The organism is Kitasatospora sp. NPDC057940 (genome assembly GCF_042887425.1).
Classification (GTDB): domain Bacteria; phylum Actinomycetota; class Actinomycetes; order Streptomycetales; family Streptomycetaceae; genus Kitasatospora.
In genome coordinates, this window is sequence record NZ_JBHVPH010000001.1 from 186,557 (window position 1) to 205,129 (window position 18,573).

The window sequence follows — 18,573 nt, forward strand, 5'->3', positions numbered from 1 at the left end:
AGGCGAAACCTCTCGGGGTCGCTCTCACATGTGATGCGTCAGTCGGCCAGCGGAAGGTAGACCCGGTTGCCCTGGGCGGCGAACTCGGCGGACTTCTCCGCCATGCCCGCCAGGGCCTCGGCGTCGAACTCGGTCTCCACGGCGCTGGAACCGTCGCCGTGCTCGGCGCGGATCTTCTGACTGATCTTCATCGAGCAGAACTTCGGGCCGCACATGGAGCAGAAGTGGGCCGTCTTGGCGGGTTCGGCGGGAAGGGTCTCGTCGTGGAAGGCGCGGGCGGTCTCCGGGTCGAGGGCCAGGTTGAACTGGTCCTCCCAGCGGAACTCGAAGCGGGCGTCGGAGAGGGCGTCGTCCCAGTCCTGGGCGCCGGGGTGGCCCTTGGCGAGGTCGGCGGCGTGGGCGGCGATCTTGTAGGTGATCACGCCGGTCTTGACGTCGTCGCGGTTGGGCAGGCCCAGGTGCTCCTTGGGCGTGACGTAGCAGAGCATCGCGGTGCCCCACCAGGCGATCATCGCGGCGCCGATGCCCGAGGTGATGTGGTCGTAGCCGGGGGCGACGTCGGTGGTGAGCGGGCCGAGGGTGTAGAACGGCGCCTCGTCGCAGATCTCCTTCTGGAGATCCATGTTCTCCTTGATCTTGTGCATCGGGACGTGGCCCGGGCCCTCGATCATCACCTGGACGTCGCGCTCGCGGGCGATCCGGCCGAGTTCGCCGAGGGTCTGCAGTTCGGCGAACTGCGCCTCGTCGTTGGCGTCCGCGATGGAGCCGGGGCGCAGGCCGTCGCCGAGCGAGAAGGTGACGTCGTAGCGCGCGAGGATGTCGCAGAGCTCCTCGAAGTTGCTGTAGAGGAAGTTCTCCTGGTGGTGCGCCAGGCACCAGGCGGCCATGATCGAGCCGCCGCGCGAGACGATGCCGGTCTTGCGGCGGGCGGTCAGCGGGACGTACCGGAGCAGGACGCCGGCGTGGACGGTCATGTAGTCGACGCCCTGCTCGCACTGCTCGATGACGGTGTCCCGGTACACCTCCCAGCTCAGGTCCTCGGCCTTGCCGTCGACCTTCTCCAGGGCCTGGTAGAGCGGCACGGTGCCGATCGGCACGGGGGAGTTGCGCAGGATCCACTCGCGGGTGGTGTGGATGTTGCGGCCGGTGGAGAGGTCCATGACGGTGTCGGCGCCCCAACGGGTGGCCCAGGTCATCTTCTCCACCTCCTCCTCGATCGAGGAGGTGACGGCGGAGTTGCCGATGTTGGCGTTGATCTTCACCAGGAAGTTGGTGCCGATGATCGCCGGCTCCACCTCGGGGTGGTTCACGTTGACCGGGATGACGGCCCGGCCGCGGGCCACCTCGGCCCGCACGTACTCGGGGGCGAGGCCCTCGCGCAGCGCCACGAACTCCATCTCGGGGGTGACCACGCCCCGCTTGGCGTAGGCGAGTTGGGTGACGGCGACATCGCCGCGGCCGCGCAGCGGGCGGCGCGGGCGGCCCGGGAAGACGGCGTCCAGGTTGCGCAGGTTCCCGCCGCGCGGCGAGGTGTGCTTGATCCCGTCGTCCTCGGGGCGCGCCTCGCGGCCGTCGTACTCCTCGACGTCGCCGCGCTGGCGGATCCAGGCGTCGCGCAGGGCGGGCAGGCCGCGCCGCACGTCGGGTTCGTAGGCCTGGTCGGTGTACGGGCCGGAGGTGTCGTACAGCGGGACGGTCCTGCCGTTGGTGAGCTGCACCTCGCGGTACGGGACCCGCAGGTCGGGCCGGGACCCTTCGCGGTAGGCCTTGCGCCAGGCCGGGGTGGGGTAGCCGGTGCCCGCGCTGGTGACGGTGGCGGTGGCGGTGGCGGTATCGCCGACCTCAGTGCCGCTGTTCCCGGTGCTGCGGGCAGGCTGCGGCTGTGCTTCGAACGTGGTCATCTGACCTCATACTCCCTACGCCGGCATTACCCGGTCAGGTTCCTGCGGTCGACGCAGCCGTCGGTCCGTCCGTCGACGTCCCGGTCAGCGCCCTCTCAGCCCGGTGCTCCGAGCTCCCGCGTCGGCAGGCGGTGTTGCCTGCACATGACGCCCAACACCGTAGCGAGCCGATCGCCGCAGGTCCAGCACGCCCCCACCAGGCCGGACGCCGCGCCAGGAACGCCGAAGGCCCGGCCCCCCGTCCAGGGGGCCGGGCCTCGGGCAGCGGCTCAGCCCTTGGCGGCCTTCTTCACCAGGACCACCACGGCGGCGGCGATGCCGGCGACGACCAGCACCTTGATCATGATGCTCAGCAGGGCGCCGACGACACCGAAGACGAATCCCAGGATGTTCCAGAGCAGCACCAGGACCAGCACCGGGATGACGATGTTCCGCACCCAGGAGGGCAGCGACTTCCAGAGCTCAGCCATGACCGTTCCTTCTCTCCCCGTGGGGTCGGCTGCCGTCCGGTGCCGCATCCCGCTTGCTTTCGGTACTTCGATCGTACGGGGACACGAGTGCCGGAACGAGGCCCGTCGGCCCGGAGAGAACCCCTAGATCACCCCGACCCGGGGCCCCGGGGAGACCCGGGTGCGGGACTCGGGGACGACCCCCGGGAAGGGCCCCGCACCCCCTGCGACCAGCGGTCAGACCGGCCAGCGCTCACCGCGCCAGGCGGCGTCCCAGAACATCCACTCGTAGCGCGAGGTGGTCGTGAAGTGCTCGACGACCCGGCGCCGTTCGGCCGGGGAGATCTCCTCGCCGAGGCGGTCGGTGAGCGCCAGCACCCGGCGGACGACGGACTGGAACGCCTCGTCGCCGTAGGTGGCGATCCACTTGGCGTACAGCGGGTCGGGGGAGCCCTGGGCGAGCAGCGCCTCGCCGACCCGGGCGTAGATCCAGTAGCAGGGCAGCACCGCGCCGACGGCCTCGGCGAAGGAGCCGCCGTAGACGGTCGCCAGCAGGTAGCTGGTGTAGGCCCGGGTGGTGGGCAGCACCGGTTCGGCGGCGGCCTCCTCGGCGCTGCCGCCGAAGGCGGTCAGGAACTCGGCGTGCATGCCCTGTTCCGCCGCCAGTGCGCCGACCGCGTCGTCGGCGAAGGCCCGCACGTCCTCCTCGCCGGGCGCCTTGGCGGCGCAGACGGCGAGCGCGCGGGCGTAGTCGCGCAGGTAGTGCGAGTCCTGGACGACGAAGTGGCGGAAGGCCGCACGCGGCAGGGTGCCGTCGGTGAGGCCGCCGATGAAGGGGTGGGCGAGGATCTCGGCGTACACCGGCTCGATGGCCGCCCAGAGTTCTTCCGTCAGGCTCTTGCTCATGCCCAGGACCCTAGACGGTCGGTCCGCGGACGGTCAGCCCTCGGGCGGGGAGAACACCACCAGGACCCGCAGCTCCTCGGTGACGTGGTGGAAGCGGTGCGGGGTGCCGGCCGGGACGTAGACGACGGTGCCGCGGCCGACCGTGGCGGTCTCGGCGCCGACGGTCAGTTCGGCGCGACCGCTGATCACCTGGTAGATCTCGTCCTGGTCGTGCGCGGTCTGCGGGTCGGTGTCGCCGGGGGAGAGCGCGTAGAGCCCGGCGGACATCCGCGGTTCGCGCAGGAAGCGCAGGTACGCGCCGTCGTTCGCCGCGCGTTCGACGTCCAGTTCGTCCAACCGGAACAGCTTCACCGCTGCTCCCCTCCTTCGTCCATCCTCCGTACGGGCCACGGGCATTCAACACCACGGGCACCGGACCGGGGGCGCCAAGATGTCCGGCGGGAGCGCCAACATGTCCGAGGAGAGCTTCCCCCGGGGCGGCGGAGCCTGCCAGGCTTGGGCGTCATGAAGGGTTTCCTCATCAAGACAGTCATCAACGCGGTGGCCATCTGGGTCGCCGCCTGGATCGTCAACGGTATCCAACTCGCGAGCGGCAAGGCCGACCTGGGGCACAAGGCCCTGACGGTGGTCGCCGTCGCCGTGGTCTTCGGCCTGGTCAACTTCCTGATCAAGCCGCTGGTCAAGCTGTTCTCGTTCCCGCTGTTCATCCTCACCCTGGGACTGATCACCTTCGTGATCAACGCCCTGATGCTGTGGCTGACCTCCTGGGCCGCGGGGAAGCTGCACCTGGACTTCAACGTCACGGGCTTCGTGCCCGCGCTGCTCGGCTCGCTGATCATCAGCCTGGTCTCGTGGGGGCTGCACCTGGCCCTGGACGACGACTGACCTCGGCCGTGGCCGGGCACCGACTGGCCGAACCCGACCTGGCCGGTCACCGACCGGCCCGACACGAGAGGGGCCCGCGCCCGGGTGGTTCACCCGGCGCGGGCCCCTTCGTCGGTGGCGGCGGTGCGGCCACCGCTCACCCCGCGTTCTCACATCCCCGGAGGATGTCCGCGAGCTCGGCGTCGAGCTCCTGCCCGGTGATCTCCTGGCCCATCGGCACCAGCCGGTCGGTGCGCGCCAGGAAGGCGACCAGCGGCGGCGCCGAGGCCCGCAGCAGGGCGTCCCCCTCGGGGGAGTGCAGCACGATGCAGACCTCGGTGAGCTCCTCGCCGACCGGGTGGATGTGCACGTCGCCCTCGCCGGAGGGCCGGCTGATGCCGTCGAGCAGCAGCTCGCGCGCGAACACCCAGGTGACGGGTTCGTCGCCGGGCAGGTGGAAGGTGAACCGGACGGCGTACGGGTCGTCGGGCTCGTAGTCCAGGTCCACCACGATGCGGAAGGAGAGCTCGTGCGAGACCACGAGGTTCATCACCAGGTGTCCCTGGACTGTGCTGTGCTGCATGGCGCCAGTACCTCTCGTGGGGCCGGCCGGGTGGGCCGTGGGGTGGGGGCGGGGTTGGGGAGCGGGGATGTGGGGCGGGAATGTGGGGCGGGAGCGGGGGCCGGGGCTTCGAATGTGGGGCCGAAATCGTCAATTGCTGTGCGTGGGGCGTTTTCTGACGTTTTTGTGCAACCAATCCCCGTTAGGTCACCATCGTCCATGTTTGGGGACGTAGTGGACAAGGCGTGCTTTTTCAAATGGTGAACGAACGGGATCCGTACCGGCGCGAGGAGCGTCAGAGGACGAACGACGGCCCCATCGCGCCCACGCTGCGCCGCAGTTGGCCGGCGACGACGGTCAGCCGGTCGGCCTGTTCGACGGGCAGCGAGAGGGCCATGGTGGCGACCATCGGCCCGACGGTGATGGGGACGGCCGCGCAGACGGTGCCGAGCGCGTACTCCTGACGTTCCAGGACGGGCATGGTCGGTCGCAGGGAGGCGAGCCGGCGCAGGACGGCGGCCTCGCCGGTGACGGTGGAGGGGGTGAGCCCGACCGGCGGGTGGCGGGCGAGGTGGTCACGGCGCTCCTCCTCGGACAGTTGGCCGAGCAGGCACTGGCCGATGGCGTGCGCGTGGCCGGTGGCACGGAGGTCGGCCCAGGGCTGGACGGCGGGCCGCCCGGGGTCGTCGGCGACGTCCACCACGTGGATCTCGCCGTCCCGGTAGAGCGCGAAGTAGACAGGCGCCCCGAGTTCGTCCCGTAACCGCTGCATCCGCGTGCGCAGGTCGTGCCGGTCGGACTGCCGGTCGTCGGCCCGGCCTATGCCGTTGACCGACTCCCCGTAGAAGAACCGGCCGTCGGAGCGCCGGAGGTAGCCCTCGTGGGTGAGGGTGCGCAGCAGGTGGTAGGCGGTGCCGAGCGGCAGTCCGGCGGCGCGGGCCAGTTGTTTGGCGGTGGCGCCCTGCCGGAATCCCCCGACGGCCTCCAGCAGCCGCAGCGCCCGCTGGACGGAGCCGATCAGGGTGGGGCCCCGGCCCTTGCCCGGCGAGGTGGGCGTCGGCGACCTGGCGACGCGCCCGGTGCGGACCGTCCTGGACGGCTCTGCGATCTGATCCATGGCCACGTCCATCCCCCAGCCCGAGTCAATGCACAGAAAGGGCATCCGGAGCGAAGCCCTCCGATCTGCCCGATAGTGGCTCATTGCAGCACAGGGACGACCTCCCTGCAATCACTCTTACACCGATCACTCGGCAAAATCCTTCGATTCGAAGGTGAAAGTCAAGATCTATCGATATTTGGAAGATCAGTTCAAGATTCACCTTCGCGATCCAAGATCTATCCGCAGTTACTCCCCGCCCCCGAACGGACGCACCGGTTCGGGCGGGTTTCGGCCGGACCGTCCCGCGGGAGACTCCCGCACAACGCTCCAGCCCCGGAGGTCGCCATGGGCCCCGACAACCGAACCCCGCCGCCCCGCCCGGTGGTGAAGCGCACCGCGCGGGCGATCCTGCTGGAGCTCGACCCGGACGACCCGTACGGCCCGGCCTCGATCGTGCTGATCCGGCGGGTCCGGCCCGGCTCGCCCCAGCCGTACTGGATCACTCCCGGCGGCGGGGTCGAGCGCGGCGACCGCACCGTGGTCGAGGCGCTGCACCGCGAGGTGGACGAGGAACTCGGCGGCAAGATCGTCGACGTGGTGCCCGCCTTCGTCGACACCATCAGCCACACGCACCATGACGACGGCACCCTGCTCCACCCGCACGGGGTCAAGGTGCAGCACTTCTTCGCCTGCCGGCTCGCCTCGATGGACCTCAGCCGGCGGCACGGCCCCGAGGTGGACGAGCCCAACGGCGAGTACCAGGTGGTCCGGCTGCCGTTCACCCGCGAGGGGGTGACGTCCGTCAACGTCGTCCCGCCCCGGCTGCGGGCGTACCTGGCGGCCAACATCGAGGGCGTCCGCGCGCTGCTCGCCCCGGACCTCGGCTGACCGGCCCACCGGCTGACCCGCCGACCCGCCGACCGCTCCCGATCCCGATCCCGATCCCGATCCCGGCTGATTCACCCGCCGGGACCGCCCGATCACCCCGCCGCGAGGTCGCCCACCAGGTCGTGCCGGATCCGCTCGGCCGCCACGCCCGAGCGCAGCAGCACCCCGACGCCCCGGCGGACCATCGCGGGCGGCCCGCTGAGGAACGCCTCCCACCCGGCCCACGGCCCGAACCGGCCCACCACCTCGGGGAGTTCGCCGGTCAGCGCACCCTCGGCCGGCCCGGTGCCGGAGAGCACCGGCCGCACCGTGAGCCACGGCAGCCGCCGGGCCAACTCGTCCAGCCCGTCCAGCTCGTACAGGTCGGCGGCGCGGCGGGCCCCGTAGAACACGTCGACGGCGCCGACCGGCGTGCCACGCTCGGCCACCTCCTCGACCAGCGCGCGGATCGGCGCGATGCCGGTACCGCCGCCGAGGCAGAGCAGGTCCGCACCGGCGACGTGGTCGGCGGTCATCGTGCCGGCCGCCGGGCCCAGCCGCAGGACGTCCCCGGGCGCGGCCCGGTGGACGAGCGCGTTGCTCACCCAGCCCGCCTGGACCGCCTTCACGTGGAAGGTCAGCAGCCCGTCCGGCCGGGGGGCCGAGGCGAACGAGAAGTGCCGCCAGACCCGCGGCCACCAGGGCGTCTCCAGACTGGTGTACTGCCCGGCCCGGTACGGGTACGCCTGGTCCGGCCGGACGGTGATCACCGCGACGTCCCGGGTGCGGCGCTCGTGCCGGACCACCTCGCCCTGCCACCAGGGCGGCGAGGTGCGGGCGGCGTCCTCGGCGGCCTCGATCATGATCGAGGAGACCAGCCGGTAGACCCGGCGCCAGGCCAGCTCGGTCTCGGCGTCCCACCGGCTGCCCGCGTACCTGGACAGCGCCTGCACCAGGCACTCGCCGACCGGGCCGTAGTGGCCGGTCAGCGTGCCGTACCGACGGTGGCCACGGCCCAGCGCGCCGAGGTGGACGCGCAGGCCGGCCGGGTCGTCGGCGCTGCGGGCGGCAGCCAGCAGCGCGCGGAACAGGCGGTCCCGCTGGACGTCCATGGCCGCCGGGAAGAGCGCCCGGACCTCGGGGTGGTGCAGGAAGATCAGCGCGTAGAAGTGCGCGGTGGCGCGGTCGGCGACCGGCTCGACGACCGCCAGGCTGGCCCGGATCAGCTCGATGTCCCGTACGGTGAGCGGCTGTTCGACGGCGGAGGCGCTGTGGCCGGAGGCGCTGCCGTCGGGGGCCCCGTGGCCGGGGACGCTGTGGTCGGGGGCGGGCAGCGGGGCGGCCAACGGGGCCGACAGCTGGGCCGGGGGACCCCCGGCGGGCTCCTGCGCGGCCCAGGCCCTGGTCCAACTGTCGCCGGGGCCAGCCCAGTTGAGGCCGGGAGCGTCGGTGAACAGCGGCCGGAACGCGGGGGCGGCAGGCGGCACGGCGGGCGGCCCCGCCGGCGGCCCCGGGTAGTCGGGCGCGGGGACGGCCGGCGGCTGCACCGGCGGGGCGGGCACCCACGGGAGGGCAGGCACCGCCGGGAGGACGGCCGTCGGCGCCTCGGCCGGGATCTGCGGCGGGAGGTCCGGCGAGGCCAGCGGCATCGGCGGCCGTTCGGGCCCCGCCCCGGCCGCCCTCGCGGCTCCCAGTCCGGCCGCCATCCCGGCTGCCATTCCGGCCGCCGTCACCTCGGCCGTCACGTGCACCATCGTGTCCGCCGTCGCGTCCGCCGCATCCGGCCCCGCGTCCGCCGGGAGCTCCGGCAGGCCCGGGACGGAGGCGGCGCCCGCCGATCCGTGCCCGGTGCGGACCAGAAGTGTTCTGCGGGACTTCACCGCAACGTTTCGAGTACCCAAGAGAATCGTTTCGCCTCCGGCCGCCCTGCGCCACCACCTGGCTTGTCTCTGCTGACGCCTAGGCAGCGTGGCACGCCCGAACTGCTCATCCGACAAATCACGCGAAGCCCGGACACCCGGGCCCGGGACGCGCTACTCTCCCTCGTTCCGCCGCCCCGTCGCCCTGGGTGCGGAGCACACCACCCAGGGCGACCGAGCCGCGCTCAGAGCTGCCGCAGCAGCGTCCCCGGCCGCTCCACGCAGTCCGCGACGAACCGCAGGAAACCGCCCGCCGTCCCGCCGTCGCAGACCCGGTGGTCGAAGGTGAACGACAGCTGCACGACCTCGCGCACCGCCAACTCCCCCTCGTGCACCCAGGGTTTGGCGACGATCCGGCCGACCCCGAGCATCGCCGCCTCGGGGTGGTTCAGGATCGGGGTGGAGCCGTCCACGCCGAACACCCCGTAGTTGTTCAACGTGAAGGTGCCGCCGGTCAGTTCGGCCGGGGTGAGCGAGCCGTCGCGCGCCGCCTCGGTCAACCGGCCCAGCTCCTCGCCGAGTTGCTCGGTGGTGCGGGCGTGGGCGTCCCGCACCACCGGGACGACGAGCCCCCGCTCGCCCTGTGCGGCGAAGCCCAGGTGCACCGCCGAGTGCCGGATGATGCCCGAACCATCCTCCGTCATACTGGAGTTGAGCTCCGGGAAGCGGGCCAGCGCGACCGTGCAGATCCGGGCGAGCAGCGCCAGCACACTCACCTTCGGGCCCGGGGCGGCATTCAACTGCCGCCGCAGCAGCATCAGTTCGGTGGCATCGGTGTCCACCCAGCAGGTCACGGCGGGGATCTCCCGGTGGCTGCGGCTGAGCTTCTCGGCCACCGCCTTGCGCAGCCCGCGCAGCGGGACGACGCCCTCCCGCACGACCGGCGCCGGAGCCGTCGGAGCCGTCGGAGCCGTCGGAGCCGTCGGAGCCGTCGGAGCCGTCGGGGCCGTCGGGGCCGCCGACTTCGCCGCGACCGCCCGTTCGACGTCCGCGCGCATGATCAGCCCGTCCGGGCCGCTGCCGGAGAGCGCGGCCAGATCGACCCCCTGCTCCCGGGCCAGCCGCCGCACCAGCGGCGAGATCACCGGCACCACGCCCGGAGCGGTCCGCACCACCAGCGCGGGAGCCGGAACGACAACCGGGACAACAGCCGGAACAGGAACCGGAACGGCAGCAGGAACACCAGCAGGAGGAACAGCAGCCGCAGCCCCGACCCGGCGCCGCCGCCCGCCCTTCCCCGGCTCCGCGACCCCGTACCCGACCAGCGGCCGCTCCACCTCCGCCGCCGCCTCGGCCAGCATCCCGGCCGCCGCCTCGACCAGCAGCGAAGCCCCGTCCGCCGGAGCCACCGCGACCGTCACCAGCGGCGCGCCCACGGCGATCTCCTCGCCCTCCCCGCCGTACCGGGCGGTGACCACCCCGCCGTACGGGCAGGGCACCTCCACCACGGCCTTGGCGGTCTCCACCTCCACCACCGGCTGGTCGACCGCGATCACCTCGCCGACCTCGACCAGCCACCGCACCACCTCGGCCCCGGTGAGTCCCTCACCGAGGTCGGGCAGCCGGAACTCGCGCACGACGGGCATCATCCTCGGTCCTCCCACTGCAGCCGGGCGACCGCGTCCAGGATCCGGTCCACCCCGGGCAGGTGGTGGTGCTCCAGCATCGGCGGCGGGTACGGGATGTCGAAGCCGGTCACCCGCAGCACGGGCGCGGCCAGGTGGTGGAAGCAGCGCTCGGTGACCCGGGCGGCGATCTCCGCGCCGGTGCCCCCGAAGCCGCTCGCCTCGTGCACCACCACGGCCCGGCCGAGCGAGCGCACCACCCGGCAGACCGTCTCGTCGTCGAACGGCACCAGGGTGCGCAGGTCCAGCACCGCGAGGTCCCAGCCCTCGGCCTTCGCCGTCTCGGCCGCCTCCAGGCAGACCGGCAGCGAGGGCCCGTAGGTGATCAGCACGGCGGAGGTGCCGGGCCGCCGCAGCACGGCCCGGCCGATCGGCTCGATCGGGGCGGCCGGGTCGAACGCGTCCTTGCCCCAGTAGAGCCGCTTGGGCTCCAGGAAGACCACCGGGTCGTCGGAGGCGATCGAGGCCCGCAGCAGCCCGTACGCGTCGGCGACCGTCGCCGGGGTGACCACGTGCAGGCCGGGGGTGGCCGCGTAGTACGCCTCGGAGGCGTCGCTGTGGTGCTCGACCCCGCCGATGCCGCCGCCGTACGGGATGCGGACGGTGATCGGCAGCGGCAGCCGGCCGGCCGTGCGGTTGCGCATCTTGGCGACGTGCGAGAACAGCTGCTCCAGCGCGGGGTAGGCGAAGGCGTCGAACTGCATCTCGACGACCGGGCGCAGCCCGTACATCGCCATGCCGATCGCGGTGCCGAGGATGCCGGCCTCGGCCAGCGGGGTGTCCAGGCAGCGGTCGGGGCCGAACTCGGCGGTCAGCCCGTCGGTGATCCGGAAGACGCCGCCGAGCGCGCCGACGTCCTCGCCGAGCACGTGCACCGTCGGGTCCTCGCGCAGGGCGTCGCGCAGCGCCGCGTTGAGCGCCTGCGCCATGCTCGCCGTACGGGTCGGTGTGGCCGTCTGGTTCATCAGTGCTGCACCTCGGCCTCGGCGGCCAGCTCGGCGGACAACTGGGCGGCCTGTTCCCGCAGTTGCGGGGTCGGCTCGGCGAAGACATGGGTGAACAGGGCCATCGGGTCCAGCTCGGGGTCGGCGTGGAACTCGGCCCGCATCCGGGCCGCCAACGCCTCCGCCTCGTCGGCCGCCGACTGCACCAGCGCGTCGTCCAGGACGCCGAGCTCGCGCAGCGAGCGGTCCATCAGCAGGATCGGGTCGTACTCCCGCCAGGCGGCCACCTCCGGGTCGGTGCGGTAGCGGGTGGCGTCGTCGGCGTTGGTGTGCGCCTCGACCCGGTAGGTGAGCGCCTCGACCAGGGTCGGGCCGCCGCCGGTCCTGGCCCGCTCGACCGCCTCGGTCAGGACGCCGTGCACGGCGGGGGCGTCGTTGCCGTCCACCAGCCGGCCCGGCATGCCGTAGCCGACGGCCTTGTGGGCGAGGGTGGGCGCAGCGGACTGCGCGCTGAGCGGGACGGATATCGCGTAGCCGTTGTTCTGCACCAGGAAGACCACCGGCGCCTGGAGCACCGCGGCGAAGTTCAGCGCCTCGTGGAAGTCGCCCTCGCTGGTGCCGCCGTCGCCGAGCATGGCCAGCGCGACCACCGGCTCGCCGGCCAGCCGGGCGGCGTGCGCCAGCCCGACGGCGTGCGGGGCCTGGGTGGCGAGCGGGGTGCAGAGCGGGGCGGTGCGGGTGGCGCGCGGGTCGTAGCCGGTGTGGGCGGTGCCGCGCAGCAGGGTCAGCGCCTCCAGCGGGTCGACGCCCCGGGAGACCACCGCGAGGGTGTCGCGGTAGCTGGGGAACAGCCAGTCGGCCTCGCCGAGCACCAGCGCGGCGGCGACCTGGCAGGCCTCCTGGCCGGTGGACGCCGGGTAGACGGCCAGCCGGCCCTGCTTGGTCAGGGTGGTGGCCTGCTGGTTGAAGCGGCGGCCGACCACCAGGCGGCGGTACAGCTCGCGCAGCAGTGCGGGGTCGTACTTCTCCAGCGCGGGGGTGCCGAGCACCCGGACCGGTGAGGCGTCCGGGAGCAGGGGGGCCGGGTCGGTCCGCGGGGCGGTGGCCCCGGGGGTCCAGCCGGGCACCGCCGTGTGGTGTCTGTGGTCGAGAACGGTCATCTCGGGGCACCTCCTGGGGTGGCGGGGGCTCCCTACCGATTGTTCGGTCGTCTGTTCATCTTGACCAGAAGCGTGACAAGGTGGTGGACATTCGGCCTGAGCGGCGGTCGACTGGTGGCAGTGCGTCCAATCGGCGAGGGTGGGGGGTCATGTCGGCTGAACAGATGTCCAGACTCGACCGGGTCGACCGTTCGATCCTGCGGCTGCTGCAGCAGGACGGCCGCGCCTCGATCCGCTCGGTGGCCGAGCGGGTGCACGTGTCCCGGGCGAACGCCTACGCCCGGATATCCAGGATGGTCGAGGACGGCATCATTCGCGGCTTCACCGCCCGCGTCGACCACGAACGGGCAGGTCAGGGCGCATCCGCGTACATCACCCTGAAGATCGTCCAGAACTCCTGGCGCACGGTCCGGGAGCAGCTGCTGGAGCTCCCCGGGGTCGCCCACATCGCCCTGGTCGGCGGAGACTTCGACGTCCTGCTGCTGGTGCACACCGCGGACAACCACGCGCTGCGGGAGCTGGTGCTGGGCAGCATCCAGTCCATCCCCCAGGTGCTCGGCACCCGGACCATGCTGATCTTCGAGGAGACCGACCAGGTCCCCCCGGACTGACCGGTCCCCCCGGACCGGCCACCCGGCCACCGGCCGGCGGCGGCTACCGCGCGCGCAGCCCGTCGAAGGCCAGGTGGACGACCGCGTCCGCGACGCCGTCGGTGCCCTTGAGGCCCGGCCGGTACCACTCCACGATCGAGTTGATCATCCCGAACAGCAGCCGGGTGGCCAGCCGCGGCTCGACGTCCGCGCGCAGCGCACCGTCCGCGACCGCCGCCCGCAGCAGCTCGGCGACCTGGTGGTCGAACTCCCGGCGCCGCTCCAGCGCCCACTGCTCGGTCGCCGTGTTCCCGCGCACCCGCAGCAGCAGCGTCACGTACGGCAGTTCCGCGAGCAGCACCTCGGCGGTGCGGCGCACCACGTGCTCCAGCCGCTCCACCGCCGGGCCCCGCACCGCCGCCGGCTCGGCCAGGATCGCGAACAGCCCGTCCAGCGCCCGCCCGACGGCCAGCCGCAGCAGCTCCTCCTTGCCGCGGACGTGGTGGTAGATGGACGACTTGGAGATCCCGGCCGCCCGGGACAGGTCCTCCATCGAGGTGCCGTCGTAGCCGCGCTCGTTGAACACGTCGACGGTCACCGCGAGCAGTGACTCCACGGTGTAGGCGGTACGCGCGCTGTGATCGGCCATCCTCCGAGTATCCCCGGCCGCCCCGCGCCGTACGCGATCGGGTCGGTTGGTCCACACCAGGCCCCGAGGCTCAGGCCCTAGACTCGGCGGACGATCGTCCACGTCCAGCAGGGTGGGGTCCAGTCCGAATGAACGCAATACCGGCCGTCGCCTCCGACGTGCCCGAGCAGCGCAGCGATGATCCGGAGGGCGTGCCCGGCGGCGGCTGGCGGGAAGGCGCCCGCGCCCTGGTGGTCCGGTTCGGGCCGGCGGTGTGGTGCTACGCGGTGCTGAAGCTGATCGGCTTCACCGTCTTCATGAAGCTGCTCTCCTTCTCCGGCGACTACCTCAAGAAGCCGGCCCGGTTCGGCGGCGGCGCCAACCCCTGGGACGTGCTGGCCACCTGGGACGGCTGGTGGTACCAGCAGGTGGCCCAGTTCGGCTACCACCCGGCGCTGGTCGAGATCCCCAACGGCCCGGTCGGCTTCTCCGTCGAGCAGAACTCCGCCGCGTTCTTCCCGCTCTACCCGGGCCTGATGCGGATGACCTCGGACGTCACCGGCCTCGGCCTGTACGGCGCCGGGATGCTGGTCTCGGTGGTGGCCTCGCTGTTCGCCGCCGCCGGGATCTACGCCGTGGTGGACCGGATGGCCGGCCCCAGGGCGGGCGTGATCGCGGCCGGGATCTGGGCGATCGCCCCGGGCTCGGGCGCCGAGTGGGCGGTCTACTCGGACTCCACCTTCGTCGCGCTGGCCGCCTGGGCCTGCTACTGCGTGATGACCAAGCAGTGGGTCGCCGCCGGGGTGATCACCCTGGTCACCGGGCTCAACCGGCCGACCGCCGCGGCGCTGATAGGCGCGGTCGGCCTGGCCGCGCTGGTGGAGCTGTACCGGCGCGAGAGCGGCATCCTGCGCCCGCTGACCGCGATGCTGCTGGCCCCGGTCGGCCTGCTCGGCTACGTGGCCTGGGTGGGCTGGCGGATGGGCGAGTGGGGCGGCTACTTCCGGCTCCAGCACGACGCCTGGCTGCACTACTTCGACTGGGGCCAGGGCACCTGGCACGCGATCCGCGGCGTGCTGCTGGGCCGCAACGACTACCCGTTCGCGTTCCCGGTGCCGGACCTCTTCGCCACCCTGATCGTGCTCACCCTGCCGGTGCTGATCGTGCTGCTGATCCGGCTGCGCCCGCCGCTGGTGCTCACCGCCTACACGCTGGCCACGATCGTCTCGGTGCTGGGGAGCCTCGGCATCTTCGGCAACGTCTCGCGCTACCTGCTGCCGGCGTTCCCGCTGCTGATCGCGCTCGCGGTGGCGATGCGCAAGCTCAGCTGGCCGGTGCTGGCCGCGGTGCTGGGTTTCGGCGCGGTCGCCTCCGGCTGGTACGCGGGGTACGTCATCTTCGAGCTGGGCGTGCCGTAGGCCCTGCCCCGCACCGGCCCCCGGGGGCGCGTCCACGACGGACGCGCCCCCGCGCGTTCTCCGGCCACCACGCCCGCACGTTTCCGGACACCACCCCCGCGCGTCCTCCCGGATTCCGTCCCCTGCACCCTCTTGAGCCGACCGATCGTTCGGTTACCCTGTGACGTGTCCCGTCCTCCCTCCTGAGGAGCGCACAGATGTCCGCAGCGGTCACCCACCCCCTCGTCGGCGAACTGGTCGAGCGCCACCAGGCCACCCTGGACGCCGCCCTCGACGCCGCCGCCAAGCGCGACTACTGGTCGCCCTACCCCGAGTTCCCGAAGGCGTACGGCGAGAGCGGCCCGGCGGACGGCAAGGCCGCCTTCGACGCCCTGCTCGGCCAGCCGTTCACCCTCGACGGCCACCCCGCCGACGGCGACCTGGTCGGCGGCGAGGCCTCCCCGTACGGCATCGAGCTGGGCATCGGCTACCCGCACGCCGACCCGGACGCGCTGATCGCCGCGCTGAGCGCCGCCCGGCCCGACTGGGCCGCCGCCACCCCGCTGGAGCGCGCCGCCGTCTGCCTGGAGATCCTGCACCGGATCAACGCCCGCTCCCACGAGTTCGGCCAGGCCGTCATGCACACCACCGGCCAGGCCTACGGCATGGCCTTCCAGGCCGGCGGCCCGCACGCCCAGGACCGCGGCCTGGAGGCGGTCACCTACGCCTACGCCGAGCAGACCCGGCTGCCCCGCCGGGCCGGCTGGACCAAGCCCCAGGGCAAGCGCGAACCGCTGGTGATGACCAAGGAGTTCACCGTCGTCCCGCGCGGCCTCGCGCTGCTGGTCGGCTGCAACACCTTCCCCACCTGGAACGGCTACCCCGGCCTGTTCGCCTCGCTGGCCACCGGCAACCCGGTGCTGGTCAAGCCGCACCCGCGCGCCGTGCTGCCGCTCGCGCTGACCGTCCGGACCGCCCGCGAGGTGCTCGCCGAGGCCGGCTACGACCCCAACCTGGTCTGCCTGGCCGTCGAGCACGAGGGCGGCACCGTCGCCCAGACCCTCGCCGTCCGCCCCGAGATCCGGCTGATCGACTACACCGGCTCCACCGCCTTCGGCGACTGGCTGGAGGAGCACGCCAAGCAGGCCGAGGTGTACACCGAGAAGGCCGGCGTCAACGCGGTCGTCATCGACTCCACCGACGACTACAAGGGCATGCTCGGCAACCTGGCCTTCGCCCTCTCGCTCTACAGCGGCCAGATGTGCACCACCCCGCAGAACCTGCTGATCCCGCGCGGCGGCATCGCCACCGACCAGGGCGACAAGTCCTACGACCAGGTCGTCGCCGACCTCGCCGCCGCCATCGACGGCCTGCTCTCCGACGACGCCCGCGCCGCCGCCATCCTCGGCGCCGTGGTCAACCCGGGCGTGCTGCAGCGCTCGGCCGCCGCGGCCGGCGGCGAGTACGGCGAGCTCGCCCTCGCCCCGCGCGCGGTGACCTCGCCGGACTTCCCCGGCGCGACCGTCCGCACCCCCGCGCTGGTCAAGCTGGACGCCGACAAGCCGGACGACCGCGCGGTCTTCCGCACCGAGTGCTTCGGCCCGGTCTCCTTCGCCGTCGCCGTCGAGTCCACCCCCGCCGCCGTCGAGCTGCTGCGCACCACCGTCCGCGACAAGGGCGCCATGACGGCCTCCGGCTACACCACCTCGCCCGAGGTGGAGGGCCTGCTGGTGGCCGCCGCGCTCGACGCCGGCGTCTCGCTCTCGCTCAACCTGACCGGCGGCGTCTACCCCAACCAGACCGCCGCCTTCTCCGACCTGCACGGCACCGGCGCCAACCCGGCCGCCAACTCGGCCTACTGCGACGGCGCGTTCGTCGCCAACCGGTTCCGCACCGTGGAGGTCCGCCGGCACGGCTGAGCGCCGTCCCGGCCCCGTCCGATCCGCTCCGGGCCCCGGCGGTCACCCACCGCCGGGGCCCGGCGGTTCACAGCTCCCCAGGGGCCCTGGATGATGGAGTCTGGGAGAACGCCGGACACGGCGTCCAACCGCCCTCCGAACACCGGGAGCTGACACATGACCGCGAAGCCGACGACCGCCACCGACGTCCTGATCGTCGGTGCCGGACCGACCGGACTGCTACTGGCCGGCGACCTCGCCGCGGCCGGGGTCGGCGTCACCGTCCTGGAGAAGCGCGGCGCCGAGTCCAACCTGACCCGGGCCTTCGCCGTGCACGCCCGCAGCCTGGAGCTCCTGGACGCCCGCGGCCTCGCCGACGACCTCATCGCCACCGGCCGCCCGGTCACCGGCCTGAGGATGTTCGACCGCTTCGGCATCGACCTGAGCTCGCTGCCCACCCGCTTCCCGTTCGTCCTCATCACGCCGCAGTACCACGTCGAACGGCTGCTCCAGGAGCGCGCCGAGCAGGCCGGCGCGACCATCCTGCGCGGCGCCGAGGTCACCGCCCTGCGCCAGGACGCCGAGGGCGTCACCCTGGAGACCCGCGACGGGAACACCTTCACCGCCCGGTACGCGGTCGGCACCGACGGCGTCCGCTCCACCGTGCGCGACCTGCTCGGCATCCCGTTCCCCGGCGAGTCCGTGGTCGACTCGGTGATGCTCGCCGACGTCCGGCTGGAGCGCGAGCCCGCCGACACCATCACCGTCGGCGCCAACGAGACCGGCTTCTCCTTCCTCGCCCCCTTCGGCGACGGCTGGTACCGGCTGATCGCCTGGGACCGCAAGGAGCGGCAGCCCGACGGCACCACCCCCTCGCCGGAACGCCTCGCCACCATCGCCCGGACCACCCTCGGCGAGGACTACGGCCTGCACGACGTCCGCTGGAGCTCCACCTTCCACAGCGACGAGCGCCAGGCCCCCAACTACCGCTCCGGCCGGATCTTCCTGGCCGGCGACGCCGCGCACTGCCACTCCCCGGCCGGCGGCCAGGGCATGAACACCGGGCTCCAGGACGCCGCCAACCTGTCCTGGAAGCTCGCCGCCGCCCTCCAGGGCCGCGCCACCGACGCCCTGCTCGACACCTACCAGAGCGAACGGCACCCGGTCGGCCGGACGGTGCTGCGCACCTCCGGCGCGCTGATCCGGCTCGCCCTCGCCGAGTCCGCCCCCACCCGCGCCCTGCGCGGGGCGCTCACCACGCTCGGCGGCCACCTGGACCTGGTCACCGAGCGCGGCGCCCGGATGGTCTCCGGCATCGACATCTCCTACCCGGCCCCGAAGGACGCCCACCCGCAGGTCGGCAAGCGCGTCCCGGACCTGCGGCTGACGGCGCTGCGCAAGCCCGTCGAGGGCGCCCCGGCCGCCCCCGAGCGGCTCTACGAGGCGCTGCGCGCGGGGAAGTTCGTCCTGGTCAGCAACGACGAGCTGGCCGCCGCCGAGCCCTGGGCGGACCGCATGGTCACCGCCGCCCCGGCCGACCCGCACGGCAAGCTGCGCGACACCGTCCTGCTGATCCGCCCGGACGGCTACGCCGCCTGGGGCGCCGTCGACCCCGGCCAGGGCGAGCTCCGCACCGCCCTGACCGCCTGGCTCGGCACCCCCTGACCCCCGCCTGGGGGGGGGGGGGGCGCCCCCCCCCCCCCCCCCCCCCCCCCCCCCCCCCCCCGGGGCACCCGGGTTTGGGGGCGCGCCGGGGCAAAATTT

The 18,573-nt window shown here is 73.1% G+C and carries 17 protein-coding genes and 1 riboswitch; of the genes, 6 read left to right on the forward strand and 11 right to left on the reverse strand.

The window, feature by feature from the left end; all coding sequences use genetic code 11:
- Window positions 1-38: 38 nt before the first annotated feature.
- The 4 genes from thiC to ACFVTF_RS00915 form a co-directional block, all read right to left on the reverse strand.
- Window positions 39-1,901 (reverse strand): phosphomethylpyrimidine synthase ThiC, encoded by a 1,863-nt coding sequence (thiC, locus tag ACFVTF_RS00900; protein ID WP_387807468.1) that lies wholly within the window; start codon window positions 1,899-1,901, stop codon window positions 39-41.
- A riboswitch (TPP riboswitch) is annotated at window positions 1,897-2,031 on the reverse strand. (Overlaps the previous gene by 5 nt.)
- 139 nt (window positions 2,032-2,170) lie before the next feature.
- Window positions 2,171-2,371 (reverse strand): DUF5326 family protein, encoded by a 201-nt coding sequence (locus ACFVTF_RS00905; protein ID WP_350876827.1) that lies wholly within the window; start codon window positions 2,369-2,371, stop codon window positions 2,171-2,173.
- Window positions 2,372-2,587: 216 nt separating this feature from the next.
- On the reverse strand, window positions 2,588-3,256 hold the full coding sequence (gene tenA, locus ACFVTF_RS00910; protein ID WP_371517830.1) for a thiaminase II: 669 nt from the start codon (window positions 3,254-3,256) through the stop codon (window positions 2,588-2,590).
- A 33-nt stretch (window positions 3,257-3,289) separates the two neighbouring features.
- Window positions 3,290-3,607, reverse strand: coding sequence for a cupin domain-containing protein (locus ACFVTF_RS00915; protein ID WP_363626245.1), 318 nt, complete (start codon window positions 3,605-3,607; stop codon window positions 3,290-3,292).
- A 153-nt stretch (window positions 3,608-3,760) separates the two neighbouring features.
- Here ACFVTF_RS00915 and ACFVTF_RS00920 point away from each other — a divergent pair, with 153 nt between their 5' ends.
- On the forward strand, window positions 3,761-4,141 hold the full coding sequence (locus ACFVTF_RS00920) for a phage holin family protein (RefSeq protein ID WP_063351244.1): 381 nt from the start codon (window positions 3,761-3,763) through the stop codon (window positions 4,139-4,141).
- Window positions 4,142-4,277: 136 nt separating this feature from the next.
- Here ACFVTF_RS00920 and ACFVTF_RS00925 read toward each other — a convergent pair whose 3' ends face one another.
- Together ACFVTF_RS00925 and ACFVTF_RS00930 are read right to left on the reverse strand one after the other, a co-directional pair.
- Window positions 4,278-4,703 (reverse strand): SsgA family sporulation/cell division regulator, encoded by a 426-nt coding sequence (locus ACFVTF_RS00925; protein WP_387807473.1) that lies wholly within the window; start codon window positions 4,701-4,703, stop codon window positions 4,278-4,280.
- Window positions 4,704-4,977: 274 nt separating this feature from the next.
- Entirely contained in the window at window positions 4,978-5,799 is an 822-nt protein-coding gene (locus tag ACFVTF_RS00930) for an IclR family transcriptional regulator (protein ID WP_387807475.1), read from the reverse strand.
- A 327-nt stretch (window positions 5,800-6,126) separates the two neighbouring features.
- Between ACFVTF_RS00930 and ACFVTF_RS00935 the strand changes: the two genes are divergently transcribed.
- Window positions 6,127-6,669 (forward strand): NUDIX domain-containing protein, encoded by a 543-nt coding sequence (locus ACFVTF_RS00935; RefSeq protein ID WP_063348425.1) that lies wholly within the window; start codon window positions 6,127-6,129, stop codon window positions 6,667-6,669.
- Between the two features lie 92 nt (window positions 6,670-6,761).
- On the opposite strand, the gene ACFVTF_RS00940 is transcribed toward ACFVTF_RS00935, so the two are convergent.
- The 4 genes from ACFVTF_RS00940 to pdhA form a co-directional block, all read right to left on the reverse strand.
- Entirely contained in the window at window positions 6,762-8,528 is a 1,767-nt protein-coding gene (locus tag ACFVTF_RS00940) for a globin domain-containing protein (RefSeq protein ID WP_387807479.1), read from the reverse strand.
- Window positions 8,529-8,752: 224 nt separating this feature from the next.
- A complete protein-coding gene (locus ACFVTF_RS00945) occupies window positions 8,753-10,153 on the reverse strand; it encodes a dihydrolipoamide acetyltransferase family protein (RefSeq protein WP_387808315.1) in 1,401 nt (466 codons plus the stop codon).
- Entirely contained in the window at window positions 10,153-11,157 is a 1,005-nt protein-coding gene (locus ACFVTF_RS00950; protein WP_387807482.1) for an alpha-ketoacid dehydrogenase subunit beta, read from the reverse strand. The genes ACFVTF_RS00945 and ACFVTF_RS00950 overlap by 1 nt, the downstream gene beginning before the upstream one ends.
- Window positions 11,157-12,296: a pyruvate dehydrogenase (acetyl-transferring) E1 component subunit alpha gene (gene pdhA / locus ACFVTF_RS00955; protein ID WP_063348428.1), complete on the reverse strand. Its 1,140-nt coding sequence runs from the start codon at window positions 12,294-12,296 to the stop codon at window positions 11,157-11,159. The genes ACFVTF_RS00950 and pdhA overlap by 1 nt, the downstream gene beginning before the upstream one ends.
- A 149-nt stretch (window positions 12,297-12,445) precedes the next feature.
- Between pdhA and ACFVTF_RS00960 the strand changes: the two genes are divergently transcribed.
- Entirely contained in the window at window positions 12,446-12,907 is a 462-nt protein-coding gene (locus tag ACFVTF_RS00960) for an Lrp/AsnC family transcriptional regulator (protein WP_350876808.1), read from the forward strand.
- Between the two features lie 43 nt (window positions 12,908-12,950).
- Here the strand turns inward: ACFVTF_RS00960 and ACFVTF_RS00965 are convergent, their stop codons facing one another.
- The gene (locus ACFVTF_RS00965) at window positions 12,951-13,535 is read right to left on the reverse strand and encodes a TetR/AcrR family transcriptional regulator (RefSeq protein WP_371517834.1); all 585 of its coding nucleotides are present in this window, start codon (window positions 13,533-13,535) and stop codon (window positions 12,951-12,953) included.
- A gap of 128 nt (window positions 13,536-13,663) precedes the next feature.
- Here ACFVTF_RS00965 and ACFVTF_RS00970 point away from each other — a divergent pair, with 128 nt between their 5' ends.
- The 3 genes from ACFVTF_RS00970 to ACFVTF_RS00980 all read left to right on the forward strand — a co-directional run bounded on the left by ACFVTF_RS00970 (window position 13,664) and on the right by ACFVTF_RS00980 (window position 18,474).
- On the forward strand, window positions 13,664-14,932 hold the full coding sequence (locus tag ACFVTF_RS00970) for a hypothetical protein (RefSeq protein WP_387807486.1): 1,269 nt from the start codon (window positions 13,664-13,666) through the stop codon (window positions 14,930-14,932).
- A 197-nt stretch (window positions 14,933-15,129) separates the two neighbouring features.
- Window positions 15,130-16,830, forward strand: coding sequence for a phenylacetic acid degradation protein PaaN (gene paaN, locus ACFVTF_RS00975; RefSeq protein WP_371517836.1), 1,701 nt, complete (start codon window positions 15,130-15,132; stop codon window positions 16,828-16,830).
- A gap of 156 nt (window positions 16,831-16,986) precedes the next feature.
- Window positions 16,987-18,474 carry an FAD-dependent monooxygenase gene (locus ACFVTF_RS00980; protein WP_387807489.1) on the forward strand — a complete coding sequence of 496 codons (1,488 nt, stop codon included), beginning with the start codon at window positions 16,987-16,989 and terminating at the stop codon, window positions 18,472-18,474.
- Window positions 18,475-18,573: the final 99 nt, after the last annotated feature.